At 37.7% G+C, this 14,344-nt stretch carries 8 protein-coding genes; all 8 read left to right on the top strand.

Features of this window, described 5'->3' with window-relative positions:
* Positions 1 to 1,110 precede the first annotated feature (1,110 nt).
* From PQO00_RS16115 to PQO00_RS16080, 8 genes are read left to right on the top strand one after another with little or no spacing between them, the layout of a single operon-like run.
* Positions 1,111 to 4,248, top strand: a complete 3,138-nt coding sequence (locus PQO00_RS16115; protein ID WP_274185883.1) for a TonB-dependent receptor — start codon at positions 1,111 to 1,113, stop codon at positions 4,246 to 4,248.
* A gap of 11 nt (positions 4,249 to 4,259) precedes the next feature.
* Complete coding sequence (locus PQO00_RS16110; protein ID WP_274185882.1) at positions 4,260 to 5,744, top strand: RagB/SusD family nutrient uptake outer membrane protein; 1,485 nt, start codon at positions 4,260 to 4,262, stop codon at positions 5,742 to 5,744.
* A 9-nt stretch (positions 5,745 to 5,753) separates the two neighbouring features.
* Entirely contained in the window at positions 5,754 to 8,162 is a 2,409-nt protein-coding gene (locus PQO00_RS16105; protein ID WP_274185881.1) for a chondroitinase-B domain-containing protein, read from the top strand.
* 31 nt (positions 8,163 to 8,193) lie between these two features.
* On the top strand, positions 8,194 to 9,645 hold the full coding sequence (locus tag PQO00_RS16100; RefSeq protein WP_274185880.1) for an IPT/TIG domain-containing protein: 1,452 nt from the start codon (positions 8,194 to 8,196) through the stop codon (positions 9,643 to 9,645).
* Between the two features lie 13 nt (positions 9,646 to 9,658).
* On the top strand, positions 9,659 to 11,893 hold the full coding sequence (locus PQO00_RS16095; RefSeq protein WP_274185879.1) for a heparinase II/III family protein: 2,235 nt from the start codon (positions 9,659 to 9,661) through the stop codon (positions 11,891 to 11,893).
* Between the two features lie 12 nt (positions 11,894 to 11,905).
* Positions 11,906 to 12,274 carry a cupin domain-containing protein gene (locus PQO00_RS16090; protein ID WP_274185878.1) on the top strand — a complete coding sequence of 123 codons (369 nt, stop codon included), beginning with the start codon at positions 11,906 to 11,908 and terminating at the stop codon, positions 12,272 to 12,274.
* Positions 12,275 to 13,546, top strand: coding sequence for an MFS transporter (locus PQO00_RS16085; protein ID WP_274185877.1), 1,272 nt, complete (start codon positions 12,275 to 12,277; stop codon positions 13,544 to 13,546). It abuts the gene before it with no gap.
* 25 nt (positions 13,547 to 13,571) lie between these two features.
* Positions 13,572 to 14,327, top strand: a complete 756-nt coding sequence (locus PQO00_RS16080; RefSeq protein WP_274185876.1) for an SDR family NAD(P)-dependent oxidoreductase — start codon at positions 13,572 to 13,574, stop codon at positions 14,325 to 14,327.
* Positions 14,328 to 14,344: the final 17 nt, after the last annotated feature.

Here is a 14,344-nt window from a genome sequence, read left to right as displayed (position 1 = left end):
ATAAAAACAGCTATGTCTATTTAATGCATTTTTAATTTTCTGGCAAGAGATAATTTGCGTTTAAATTTGTAGATTTTGAAGTTTAATATGCCGAACTCATTTAGACTTTTTGGATTTAAGCGAAAATTAGAAGTTTTTTGTCTCAGTTGAAGTCTTTTTTGAGTTGCATAGCAGAGCTACGGAAGGAAAAAAAGACAAAAACAGAGCTGAAAACAGCAATTTTTTAGCAAATTGAAAAAGTCTAAATGAGTTCGCTATATGAACGTATTGCTAACTGGTTGTCATATGAAAAAATAAAAGATATTAAAGCTAACTTATCTGAAGAATTTCGTTTTAAGGCAGCAAGCAGGGCATAGAATATTTAAGAGTTTTGAATTTAACATTTTAAATATATAAATCACAGACAGGCCTTTTAATCTTCATGCTGTAGCCGAATGAATAATTTCCTTAGAAAAGTAAAAATAAGGAAACTAAAAAAAGATATTACGGATGTCTTCATAGGCTAATTAAGGATCGGGCTACTCTTAATTTTTTTTTAAGACTTGCCATGATATTTACTACTAACACAATATGACGAGAAGACGTTTGCCATTTGAAGCATGTGTTTTGCCTTAGTTAGTATAGAAAATAAAAATAAGCCCCTGTAGTCTTATAAGGTGCTGACACTATGATGTTTTAGGCCATTTATATATAAGGACTAAATAAAATGGAAGCTAAAGGAAACTAAGTTGCTTTATTTTCCATGAAGCATAACAATTGTTTCTAATAGCGCATTAAAGTTGCTTTTATTGGGATTAAAAACCAACAAAATACCTTTTAAAACTAATTATTATTAAATTTTTTTTGGATAACAAAAAAAAGTCTATATATTTGGGTAACCAATTTGGATAACCAATCTGGAAAACCATTAAATATTTTAGTAAAAAATATGTCTGGTAGGTCCAAATGATTTTTTTTAATACTAGTTGAATTTATAGCTAAAAGAATTGATGGGTGAGTTTGGGATTGACCCGCTCTTAGCTATTCAAATATGAATGAAGTCAATTATTGATTTTCAAAATTGAATAACATCAGTTAAAACTAATAAACTTAATTGTTTAATTAATTATTATGAACAAAAAACTTTTTTATTTGCTATTGCTGTTGGGAACTGTAACAGTAACAGCTCAGAATTCTTCTTATACACTCCAAGGTAAAATAACCTCAGAAATAGATGGTATGCCAATAATTGGAGCCAATATTATTATTGTTAACCAATCCAAGGGAACAGTAACCAATTTTGATGGCCAATTTTTCCTCGATGTAAAAGTCGACGATGTGCTCAGTATATCCTATTTGGGGTATGTTACTAAAACAGTCATTGTTACTGGCGAGAATAACTTACAAATCACTTTGGTTCAAGATGAATCAAAGTTGGACGAAGTAGTCGTTGTTGCATATGGTACACAGAAAAAGTCAAGTTTAACAGGGGCGGTTTCAAGTCTCAACAATGACAATCTTGATGAACTGCCCTATAGTTCGGTTACCGAATCTTTAAAAGGTAAAATGGCTGGTGTGCAAATTCAAAACATTGCCTCCGAATTGGGTGAGTCACCGCAAATAACCATTCGAGGTTTAAGCTCAATTAGTGCCAACAGTTCACCATTGGTTGTGGTAGATGGATTCCCTATTGCAGATGCACTGGAATTTATTAGTCCAAGTTCCATAAAATCCATTGAAGTATTGAAAGATGCCAGCTCTACGGCCTTATATGGTTCCCGTGGAGCTAATGGGGTGATCCTAATAACAACAAAAGAAGGAAGTATTACGCCCAAGTATAGTTTCAAAACATTTGCTGGTTTTAAGGAAGCCTACAGACAAATAGATGTGTTGGATGCTTATGAGTATACCGATATGTTGTTGAATGAAAGACAAATGGTTGAAAATTTTGAAGCTGCTCAAAACGGTACAGAACCCAGTATTTTGGATTATAGTACCAGAGAAAGAGCACAACGCATCGTGGCCGATGAAACTGGTGGTACAAACTGGCCAGAACAAGCACAGCGCAACGTTGCATCTATCAATAATTACCAACTGGATATATCAGGGGGAAATTCCAATACACGTTATTATATTTCTACACAATGGATTGAAGATGAGGGGCTCCTTAAGGATAATTTTAGCAATAGGCTCAATCTTCAAGGGAGACTTTCTACTAAGTTATCCGAAAATTTAGATATCGGTTTTAATTTCAGACCGTCCTATTCAAGGTTAAGACAGCCTACCGTTCGGTTTTCCGATTATTCAAGAGCGCTGCAATGGGGGCCAATAAGACATAATGGATTCACCTCAGAACTTACGGGACAACCCGTTGGCTCTTATGCACATCCAAGACACTTTAACAACACCACTTTTTCCTATGTTGATGGTAATGGTGATACACAGACCTTTACGGTAAGCTCGCTTTGGGGATCCAGCAATAATAATCCCATTGCCAGAATGGAAAATGAAAATAGATCTCGATATGATTACAGGATGGTTTCCGATGGGTATGCACGTTGGAAAATAAATAAGAAACTAACCTATAAGGGAACTATTGGCAACTATTTCCAGTACCGTGATTATGAGATTTTTAGAAATTCTCTGGCTAACCGTACCGCAGAATCTTTTGCCTTAAACCAAACGAGGTTGTACAATAAGTTTATTACGGAGCACACCTTAAATTATCGTTTAAAGGCCGGAAGCCATAATTTTGATGGGCTGTTAGGAACCACTTTTGAATATTCAAACTTCAAAAACGGATCCGTTCGCGGAACACAATTTCCAACCGATTTAATAGAAACCATTAATGCTGCAACGGTTATTGATGCTAACAGTACATATACCAACAAAGAGGAAATTTCACTGTTGTCTTATTTAGCGAGGTTAAATTATGAATACGATGGAAAATATCTGTTATCCTTGGCTGGTCGATTTGATGGATCCTCATTGTTTGGACCAGATAATAAATATGGATTTTTTCCATCGGCATCGGTGGGATGGAACGTTCATAAAGAAAACTTTTGGAAGAATAACTTCAAGTTCATCAACCAATTTAAAATACGTTCGAGCTTAGGTATTGTTGGTAACAATAATATTGAAAACTATGCCTTTACCAATTTATTGTTTCCATCCAATTACTCTATTGGAGAAAATGGTGGGGTAGTAACCTCAGGATTGGCAGAAAATGGTTTGACATTAGGTAACGAGGCCATTTCATGGGAACAAACGGAACAATACGATACAGGAGTGGACATGAGCTTTTTTGGAAGTAAATTAAACCTTACCGTAGACTATTATTATTCCGTAACCGATAAATTATTGCTGCAACAAAATGTGTCCTTTATTACAGGACATGATAATTACTGGAATAACATAGGTAAAATACAAAATCAAGGATGGGAGTTTACGCTGTCTTCAAATTTGGGAAATGGCAATTTTACATGGGATAGTAATTTTAACCTATCGGCAAATAAAAATAAGCTCATCTCATTGGGAGGCGAGGAACAATTTATAAATCAAGGCGAACGTAACGAACAATATATTTCAAGGGTTGGGGAAGAAGCCATACAATTTTATGGTTATAAAATGGCAGGGGTTTTTCAAAATGAAGAAGAACTCAATACCTTTCCTAGCACCTCTGAAGATGCCATTGGGGGTATTAGGGTTGCCGATGTGAATAACGATGGCATAATTGATGCGGATGACCGGACTACGCTGGGTAGCCCATTCCCCGATTTCACATGGGGCTTTAGTAATACCTTTAAATGTAAATCGTTTGATCTTTATTTCTTGTTTCAAGGGTCGCATGGAGCCAAAGTTTTTTATGGAGATGGTTATTACACAGAGCCGAGATATCTACACCGCAATTTTGTATCTGGGCGGTGGTTTAACGAAAATTTCCCAGCTACAAAACCGCGAGAAAAATTAGGAAGGGACTGGGTACTAACAGACTATCTCATTCAGGATGCGTCTTATATAGCCTTAAGGGAGGTCATATTGGGCTATTCCATTCCATCTAAATTTTTGGAGAAAATGAAATTGGAAAAAGTAAGACTTTTTGCTTCAGCTCAGAATTTGTTGTTTTTTATGGCCGATGATTATTATGGCGTTAACCCAGAAGGACTAAATACAAGTGGTGTATATGGATCACCACTTATATCGGGATATCAGCGTGGAACTTATCCTATCCAGAAACAGTTCACCATTGGATTGGATATTAATTTTTAAAAACTAGATTCATGAAAAAATATATTGAATTAATTGCATTAACTATAATTTTAGGGATATCTGCATCCTCATGTGATAATAAGTTGGATTTACAACCAATTTCGGATATTGGTGCCGATGCATATTATAATAATGCCGATGAAATAGAATTGGCTGTCATTGGGATATATAATTCCTTGCACTTACTATTGGATAAGGAGTTTGTACTTACCGAACTTCGCTCGGATAACACGTATATGAGTTCAAGAAATAGTGAAACGGCTAATGTTCCCTACAGACAAGTGGACCGGTTTGTATTGAATTCGCAAAATATTTTCGTTGAAGATTATTGGCGGGCCTGTTATAGGACCATTTCATTGGCTAACAATGTTATTGCCAATATTGATGTCGTAGATGATATGGATCTCGCAAATAGATTCGAGGCAGAAGCACGGTTTTTTAGGGCCCATGCCTATTTTAATTTGGTTAGACTATGGGGAGGGGTATTTATAGTCGATAAACCCGTTTCAGGAAATCAGGCCAAATCCATGGATAGAAGTACAGTTCCAGAGGTTTACGATTTTCTAATAGATGATCTCCTATTTGCATCAGAGTATTTACCAGATGAGGCTCAAGGAGCAGGATTGGGAAGAATAACAAAATGGGCTGCATTATCAAAATTGGGCAAAGCTTATTTAACCATTGGAGGAGATGCTAATGTACAAATGGCCATAACTACTTTGAGTGACGTTGTATATAATAGTCCATTTGGTTATTTGAACAACTATGCCGATGTTTTCGATATAGGCAATGAGTATAATAGTGAAATTTTATTTGCCGCCCGTTACCAAACGGGGAGTATTGGATTGGGAGCGCCATTTGCAAACTATTTTTCACCATTACAAAGCGATAACTATGTTGTTACAGGTAGTGGCGACGAGCTTAATGTGCCTGCAACAAGCATGTCCGAAGCCTATCCGTTTGGCGATTCAAGAAAAGATGTGTCTATGGCCGATTATTGGATAGGATTTCAAGGGCAGGTAAATGAATTTCAATATATTAAAAAATACAATTCAGATTTTGTTTCGGTTGACGATGCCGGAAATGATTGGCCAATAATTAGATTTACAGATGCTATGTTGCTTCTTGCCGAAGCCATTAACGAATCGTCTGGGCCTACATCAGATGCAATGGATTTACTTAATCAGGTACATGAACGCGCAGGATTGCCTCCTTATACAACGAGCGAAGTGGGTACGTATTTCGAGTTTAAACTCGCACTGGAGCTAGAGCGGAAATTAGAATTTGCCTTCGAAAACCAACGCTGGTATGATTTGGTTAGGACGGGTAGGGCTATTACCGTAATGAATACGCATTTCGCTACCGAAGATCAGTATAACGATCCCGATAGCCCACAGTTTAACACAGGTCCAATTCAGGAATTCCAGCTATTGTTGCCTATTCCACAATATGAAATTGATTTAAACTCAAGTATAGCTCAAAACGTTGGATATTAAAATTGGTATATGAAAACAAATAGAGATATAATATTAGGTGTTCTTTTATGCTTATGTACTTTAAGTGTGTTTGCCAATGACATACTGGTGGGAAACAATAACGAACTGAAAAGTGCATTGGAAAATGCAAAACCTGGTGATGTTATTGTAATGGCAGATAAAATTTGGACAGATGTAAGTATCAAATTTTCGTCTAAAGGTCTCCCGGATAAACCAATTAAATTAAAGGCGCAAACACCTGGAAAAGTCATACTCAATGGTACGTCAAGATTGCTTATTTATGGCGAAAATCTTGAAGTGGAAGGTCTATGGTTTAAAGAAGGAAATACAGAGGGAAAAGCTGTTATTTCATTCAAGAAAAATGCCAATGAACTTGCCAAGTATTGTCGGGTGACCAATTGCGCTATAACAAATTATAATCCGTCAGATCGTTCCATACAGTACCAATGGATTGAGCTATGGGGAAAAAATAATAGAGTGGACCATAGTTCATTTTTTGGGAAAACCAACCGTGGTCCGGTACTCATAGTTGGACTTAAGGGTAACCCGGAAAATTATGAAAACAATCACAGAATAGATAAAAATTATTTTGGTTTTAGACCGGCTCTAGGTTCTAATGGAGGGGAAACCATTCGAATTGGTACCAGCCACACCGCTATGGAATCGTCGCGTACCATTGTTGAAGAGAATGTATTCGAGCATTGTAACGGAGAGGTGGAAATTATCTCTAACAAAACATGCGATAACATCATTCGAAACAATTTGTTTCTTGAGAGTGAAGGTGTTTTAACATTAAGACATGGAAATCGATGCTTGGTCGAAGGTAATGTGTTCTTTGGAAACAATAAACCACATACCGGAGGTATTCGGGTCATTAATGAAGGACATTTAATCCAGAACAACTTAATGATCGGTTTAACTGGAGATGGCTTTCGAGGACCATTGGTTATTATGAATGGCGTGCCAAATGGACCGGCAAATAGATATAATCAAGTAAAAGATGTACTTATCCAAAATAATACTTTTATAAATTGTAGTCCCTTACAGCTTTGCGAAGGAAGCGATACCGAGCGTACGGCGACGCCAGAAAATACGATTGTGGCGAATAATTTATTCTATGGAACAAAAGCAATGGAGCTTTTGGATGTTTCAGACGATATATCGGGAATAACATTCTCTGGCAATAAATTTCAAGGAAATTATCAAGTTCAAGCCAAAGGGTTCAGTAAGGTCAATTTAGCCTGGGATAATATCGAATTTTATTCTGTTCCTAGTGTTTCAAGTGATTCTATCTTAGAAGTAAAACCTACTTATAGGCCCTTGAGAACCGATTTAACCGGTACGGTACGTACCCAATTAAGAGCGGGAGCCGTAATCCCAGGAAATAAAAAGCTTCCAGTGGCACTAACCACTAATTCAGGAGTGCTTTGGGAATTGCAAAAAGCGACCCCCACAGAAAGTATAAAGCCTAAACAGGCGTATAAAGTAGTAAAGGTTGCTCCTGGAGAAAATACCCTTGTAAATGCGATAAAAAAAGCGCGCGATTATAATCTTTTGGAATTACAAGAAGGCGAATATATAATTAATAGACCCATGCAAATTTCGTCCAATATGATTATTAATGGTGCTGGAAAAGGAAGGACCATTATAAAAATTGCCAAAGGATTGGATAAGGATCCCTTTTATTTTTTTAAGGTCACCGAAGGAAGTTCATTAGAAATAAAAAACCTTGAAATAGATGGCACTTCTAGCAAAAAGATAAGATATGCGATTGTGTCACAAAATACACCTACCTCCAATTCATATAAATTAAAAATGGACGACGTTTTTATTCATGGGTTTAATGATGATGGTGGTGCTATTTTTAAGGCTTATAAGGGCACCTTTGCAGATACTATACAAATTAAAAACTCAAGGTTCGAAAATGCCCTTCGAGGTCTCAATTTAGGTTACGAAAAGGACGATGTTGGTAAGTATAATGCCGAAGTAATTGATATTAGTAATACTATTTTTAAGGATATAGAACAATTTGCGATAAATTTTTATCGCGGAGGAAATGATGAGTCTACCTTGGGGGGACAACTGAATATAGATCATTGTGTGTTTTATAATGTGTATAACAATGAGAAAGGAAGAGCCTTAAGGACCAATGGTATTGTATACGTAACGATTTCCAATAGCATTTTTGCAGAAAGCCCTTTTTCAAAATATTCTGCCATTCTAAAAGGTGTTAACAATAAGGTCCTAAACACAGTTGTATACAATTCTGGAGAACTTAGGGTATCCAGTAAGGCCAAATTGGAAAACATAATATATTCTAACCCCAAGTGGTCGGACAGAGATACATTTTTGCTCAAAGATAATTCCCAGCTAAAAAATGCGGCATCAGATGGGAAGGACATTGGGATTATAGACTAAACTAATATTTTGAATTTAAAGAACCATTAAGATGAAAACAAAACGCGGACTACTCATTGTATTTCTTTTGACTATTACAGCCTCATTACAGGTCTTTTTCTCCTGCGATGCAGATGTAGAAGTAGACCAAACGGTAGAAGAAATACTATCGGCCCAACCCACAATAGCCAGCATTTCTCCTGGTACGGCCAATATATTGACCAAAGTTATCATTACTGGCGACTATTTGAATTTTGCAGATAAAGCCTATATAGGTGATACAGCATGTCAAATCACTCAACGTGTCAATGGAAAGACCCTTGAAATAGAAGTCGCTGCAAATGCAAGTTCTGGTAGCATTAAAATTGTGACTTCAGCAGGAAAAGAAGCGGTTTCTTCAGAGGTATTGAATGTTACTTATCCGACACCGTCAATCACCACCACGTTTCCTGAAAGCGCTACCGTTAATGATAATATTGTAATAGAAGGTACTAACCTGGAAAGTATTTCACGCATTACTTTTGGTGATATGGAAGGTGTTATTCAGTTTAAGGAGGGGCAGGCTCTGGTTGTGAGTGTTCCTAATAACGAAGTAAGCCCAGTAGAAGTGAACTATTACTACAATTCTTCGTCTGGAGAAGTTTCGGGACCGTTGAGCAGTAGTTTTAATATTCTTATACCTACGCCAATTATTGATGCTTGGCCATCCCTCATGAGCCGTGATAACGAGGTTACCCTTGTTGGTACAGACATGAACCTTATCACGAGTATTTCGGTGGGTGGAGAAACCGTTGCGTTCAATACCGCCACCGCAACGTCCGTAAGTTTTAATGTACCCTCTGCTGTAGTTACTGGATATCAGGATATTGTAGTAAGTTATAGTACTTCAAGTAAAATAACACAACCATCCGTGCCTTATATTAATGGGCAATTTGAAAGTTATATAGAGTTCGATTCCTATACCGAAGATGTCTTTGTAATAAACTATAGTAAAGACCCATTGGCCACACAGCAATTGAATGGAAATGTACCTCAACCCCCTTTTCCTGGTTCGAGTTACTATAACTTGAACATGAATACGGGAACAGGTAGTACCATTGCCAGAATGCGTTTAGATAGGGAAACCAACAACGATACTTTTCCTTATGTACTTGATGAGGGGCATTTTAATAACAATGCCGTTATGCACTTTTGGATAAATACAGAAGATACAGAACCTATACTAAAGATTTATATGGGAGGAACAAGTTCGGTTAATAGGAGACAACTATCGGGGCCTGATATCAACACAGGTGGTGAATGGAAATTGTATGCAGTACGATTAAATGGCTTTATCCCATCGGTCACCTCAACTGGGTCTGGTTTTGAATTTAGATTCAACACGGGGTCTAGTGTATCCGTTTTCCCGGTCATTGTAAACTTGGATTGGATTATTGTAACAGATTCTGTATTGACCGAGTTTGGTGCCATAGATGTAACGGATTTATTTGACTCTGCCGGTTAAAATTATTTTTTCTATGAATACAACGAAACTAATATTGAGACACATATGTTGTTTGTTCCTTCTTGTTGGTTGCCAAAATGGCGACCATAAGAAGCACTCTACAAAGGACTATGGCAAAACACGACTAATTTTATCCGGCCATTCCTCCAATTCAATTGCGGGGATGCTAGATTCAAATGACTTGTTGAAGCAGTCTTATAGCAAAATAAAAGATCAGGCCGACAAAGCCTTGGATACTGGTATTGAGATTCCTGAACCATTAGACCCCGGAGGCGGGTATTCCCATGAAAAGCATAAAAAGAATTATGCCGATATGTATGCTGCCGGGATAGTTTACAGCATTACCAAGGATAGCGCGTATGCAGACTATGTAGAACAAATGCTTTTGGGTTATGCAGACCTGTATCCAAGCTTGCCTCTGCATCCTAAAAGAAAGGCAAACCATCCGTCAGGTAAACTCTTTTGGCAAGGACTTAATGAATCGGTTTGGTTGTTCTATAGTATTCAGGCCTATGATTTGGTGAAAGAATCGTTAACAGAAGCCCATGTAAAAACCATAGAAGAACAACTCTTTGGAAATCTCGTGACCTTTTTGAGTGAAGATTCTTATGAAACTTTTAATAAAATTCACAACCATGGCACATGGAGTGTGGCCGCTGTAGGTATGACGGGGTATGTATTAAAAGACACCCTACTGGTAAATAAAGCATTACATGGAAGTGAATTAAATGGCCAATCGGGGTTTTATGCCCAATTAAATACATTGTTTTCGCCCGATGGCTATTATTCCGAAGGACCGTATTATCAACGTTATGCCATGCTGCCCTTTGTGGTTTTTGCAGAAGTGATTCAAGAAAACCAACCAGAGTTGGAGATTTTTCAATACCGGGATCAATTATTGCACAAAGCCATTACCACTATTTTTCAACTAACTACAGATTCAGGAGAATTTTACCCCTATAATGACGCCATAAAGGATAAGGATTTTAGAAGTCGGGAATTGGTATTTGCCTCCAATATTGGATTCACCAGATATAACGATTCTACCTTATTATCTGTTATAAAAGAACAAAATATGGTGACTATAACCAATGCCGGGTTAAAGTCGGCGATAGCCCTTAATAAAGAGGGTGTAAACGACTTTAAACGCTTACCTAAATTAATCAGGGATGGGGCAGATGGAGCATCTGGAGGCCTAGCTTTATTGAGAATGGACACATCCAAAAAGGGGCAGTTTAATGCAGTGCTCAAGTTTGCGACCCATGGCATGGGGCATGGTCATTTTGATAGGTTATCCTTAATGGTATACGATGAGGGACGTGAAGTTTTACAGGATTATGGCGCTGCGAGATATTTAAATGTTGAATCGAAAAGGGGAGGACGCTATTTACCGGAAAACACCAGTTTTGCAAAACAGTCCATTGCACATAATACACTTATTGTTGATGAAACCTCACATTACAATGGAAATAGGGACGATGCCGAAAAATTTGCGCCTCAATTATTATATGCCGATCTGGAATCGGAATCTGTTCAAATAATTTCGGTTAAAGAAACAACGGCCTATGATGATGTCGTTTTAAAAAGAACTATTGCTATGATAGATCTCGATTCTACAAGTAGCAAAAACCCTATGCTTTTAGATGTGTTTAGGGTCGATTCTGAACGTTCCCACCAATACGATTTAAATTATCAGTACTTGGGCCAGTTAATGGATACCAATTATCCGTTAAAAATACCTAAATCATTAAATACTCTAGGACATTCATCTGGTTACCAGCATTTATATAAAACAGCATCGGGGAGTTTGGCCGATGGCTTTGGCCGATTAACCTTTTTAAACCAAAACAAGTTTTATTCCATTTCTACGGTAGTTAATGGTCGTACCGATTTTATTTTAACCGAAATGGGTGCAACAGATCCTGATTTCAATCTTAGGCACGATCCAGGTTACTTAATTCGAAGAAATGGAGTCGATGCAACCTCATTTGTGTCCATAATTGAGCCTCACGGGTCTATAGACCCTCGATTGGAAACAGTTCAAAGTCCAAACAGTAACCTTGAAATTTTGGACATCGACTATGAGGATGAAAACTACATGGTGATTGTTTTTCAGTTTAAAAATCAGTTAAAACACAAAATAATCTTATCGTTCAAGGAAAGTGATCCCACAGAAGCACACGAATTGATTCTAAAAGGAGAAACTTTCAAATGGAAAGGAAACTATAAACTTATAACCATAAACTAATTCTAATAACCAATGAAGTATCAAAAAATATTTAGCGAGCCGTTCTTCGAAAGTAGTAAGGACAAATGGGAAACAGTGGGCGATGGTATATCGCGACAGTTTGTGGGATACGATACACAAATCATGATGGTGAAGGTAAAATTTGAAACGGGAGCCATAGGTTATCTACACGACCACTTTCATGCGCAAACAACTTATGTGGTCTCAGGTCGATTTAAAGTAAGTATTGATGGTGTTGAAAAAATATTGAAAGCAGGAGATGGGTTTTATATAGCCCCTAATATAAGCCATGGAGCAGAATGTATGGAAGCAGGAATGCTTATCGATGTTTTTAGCCCAATGAGAGAAGATTTTTTAAACGTTAAAATATCAAATAATTAAATGGTAAAGATTAAGGGACTACGGTGGTGGATCATTACACTCATTTGTATTGCAACGGTAATTAACTATATTGATCGAACGGCATTTGGCGTAATGTGGCCAGAAATGGGAAAAGATCTAGGTATGGATGAGGCAGATTATGCCATCATGTTAAACGTGTTTATGATTACCTATGCCGTTGGGAAATTTTTATCAGGGAAACTATACGATGTCATTGGAACCCGATTGGGGTTTGTAGTATCCATTTTAGTATGGTCTGTTGCATCTGCTTTTCATGCCTTTGCTAGAGGGCTGGTATCGTTGACGTTAGTGCGGGCCATGTTGGGAATTGGAGAAGCGGGAAATTGGCCAGGAGCCGTTAAAAGTAATGCAGAGTGGTTTCCTATTAACCAACGTGCCATTGCACAAGGTATATTTAATGCCGGTGCTTCTTTGGGCAGCGTTGTAGCTCCCGTTTTAATAGCCTTTCTCTATGGGCATTTTGGATGGCGTTCTACCTATATTATTATAGGTCTTATAGGGCTTTTATGGATTGTTCCATGGCTTGTCATCAACAAAACGACTCCAGAAAACCACCCTTGGATCACCGAAAAGGAAAAAAACTTAATTCTGCCCGGCAGGATTGATAACGACAATAGCTCCAAAAAACAAAAAGGGCTGTCCGTTCGTAAGATTTTAAGCTATAAAGAGTCTTGGGGCGTATTAATGTCTAGATTTTTTATTGAACCCATTTGGTGGCTATTTGTGGGTTGGATGCCGTTGTACCTTAACTCAAAATACAACTTTAGTATAGCCGATATTGGTTCAACCATATGGATCTCTTATTTAGGAGGTATGGCCGGAAGTATATTGGGGGGGTGGTATTGTGGCAAGCTTATGCAGACCAGAACGGTGGATGCTTCCAGAAAGATTAGCATTGGTATAGGATGCCTACTAATTTTCATGGGACTTTTGGGAATTATTTTTTTCGTAAACGAAAACAACCCTATGACTTTCATTTATGTTGTAGGATTGGTTCTGTTCGGATTTCAATTTTCAATTGGGAACATACAAACCGTTTCAAGTGATCTCTTTCGAGGCCCTTCCGTGGGTACTCTGGCAGGATTGGCTGGTAGTGTAGGAGCATTGTCGGTGATTGTAATGAACTGGTTGGTACCTAAAATCACGGCCATATCCTACACGCCCGTTTTTATAATTATAGCCATTTTGGCACCTATGGCCATACTATCAATAATGATATTAATTAAAAAAATAGAACCTGTAAAACAATAATCAATATATAATTAAAATTTTTAAGATGAGCAATTTAAAAGATAAAGTAGCAATTGTAACCGGTGGCGCAAGAGATATTGGTAGAGCCATTTCCATAAAATTGGCCCAAGAGGGAGCCAAAGTTGTGGTAAACTATTACGATAGTGAAGAAGATGGAAAAATAACCTTGGAAGAAATTAAAAAAATTGGTGGCGAGGGAATTGCGGTATATGGGGATATGACCAACCCAAAAGACATAGATAATATGGTGTCCAAGGCCGTGGATACCTATGGGGAATCTATTGATATTTTGGTGAATGTAGCTGGAGGTCTGTTTGCTAGAAAGACCATCGACCAAATAAATGACGAGTTTTATAACCTGTTAATGGATGTCAATTTTAAGTCGGTCGTACTAGTAACTAAAGCGGTTAGACCATTTATGGCAGCAGGGGGCTCCATTGTAAATTTTGCTTCACAGGCAGCTCGCGATGGTGGAGGACCTGGCGCTTCCTTGTATGCAGCTTCAAAAGGTGCGGTTATGACCTTTACACGATCATTGGCCAAAGAGTTTGGGCCTTCGGGTATTCGTGTAAATGCCATTTGTCCAGGGATGATAGCGACCAAATTCCACGATGATTTTACTAAAAACGAAGTTCGGGAAAAAGTGGCCAATGGTACACCGCTTAAACGAGAAGGTGAGGCTTGTGAAGTAGCCGATTTGGTGTCCTACTTGGCATCTAATGAATCTTCATTTTTAACGGGTAATAATATTGACATTAATGGTGGCTTGGCTTTTAGTTAAAATCACATAATTGAATA

The sequence above is a fragment of the Flavivirga sp. 57AJ16 genome (genome assembly GCF_028736925.1).
GTDB lineage: Bacteria > Bacteroidota > Bacteroidia > Flavobacteriales > Flavobacteriaceae > Flavivirga.
The sequence above is the reverse complement of the archived record's forward strand: the minus strand, read 5'-3'. Positions and strand labels throughout refer to the sequence as shown.

Bases quoted from the DNA above. Each gene is read 5' to 3' on its own strand.
- PQO00_RS16115 (WP_274185883.1), top strand. From the start codon at position 1,111: ATGAACAAAAAACTTTTTTATTTGCTATTGCTGTTGGGAACTGTAACA.
- PQO00_RS16110 (WP_274185882.1), top strand. From the start codon at position 4,260: ATGAAAAAATATATTGAATTAATTGCATTAACTATAATTTTAGGGATA.
- PQO00_RS16105 (WP_274185881.1), top strand. From the start codon at position 5,754: ATGAAAACAAATAGAGATATAATATTAGGTGTTCTTTTATGCTTATGT.
- PQO00_RS16100 (WP_274185880.1), top strand. From the start codon at position 8,194: ATGAAAACAAAACGCGGACTACTCATTGTATTTCTTTTGACTATTACA.
- PQO00_RS16095 (WP_274185879.1), top strand. From the start codon at position 9,659: ATGAATACAACGAAACTAATATTGAGACACATATGTTGTTTGTTCCTT.
- PQO00_RS16090 (WP_274185878.1), top strand. From the start codon at position 11,906: ATGAAGTATCAAAAAATATTTAGCGAGCCGTTCTTCGAAAGTAGTAAG.
- PQO00_RS16085 (WP_274185877.1), top strand. From the start codon at position 12,275: ATGGTAAAGATTAAGGGACTACGGTGGTGGATCATTACACTCATTTGT.
- PQO00_RS16080 (WP_274185876.1), top strand. From the start codon at position 13,572: ATGAGCAATTTAAAAGATAAAGTAGCAATTGTAACCGGTGGCGCAAGA.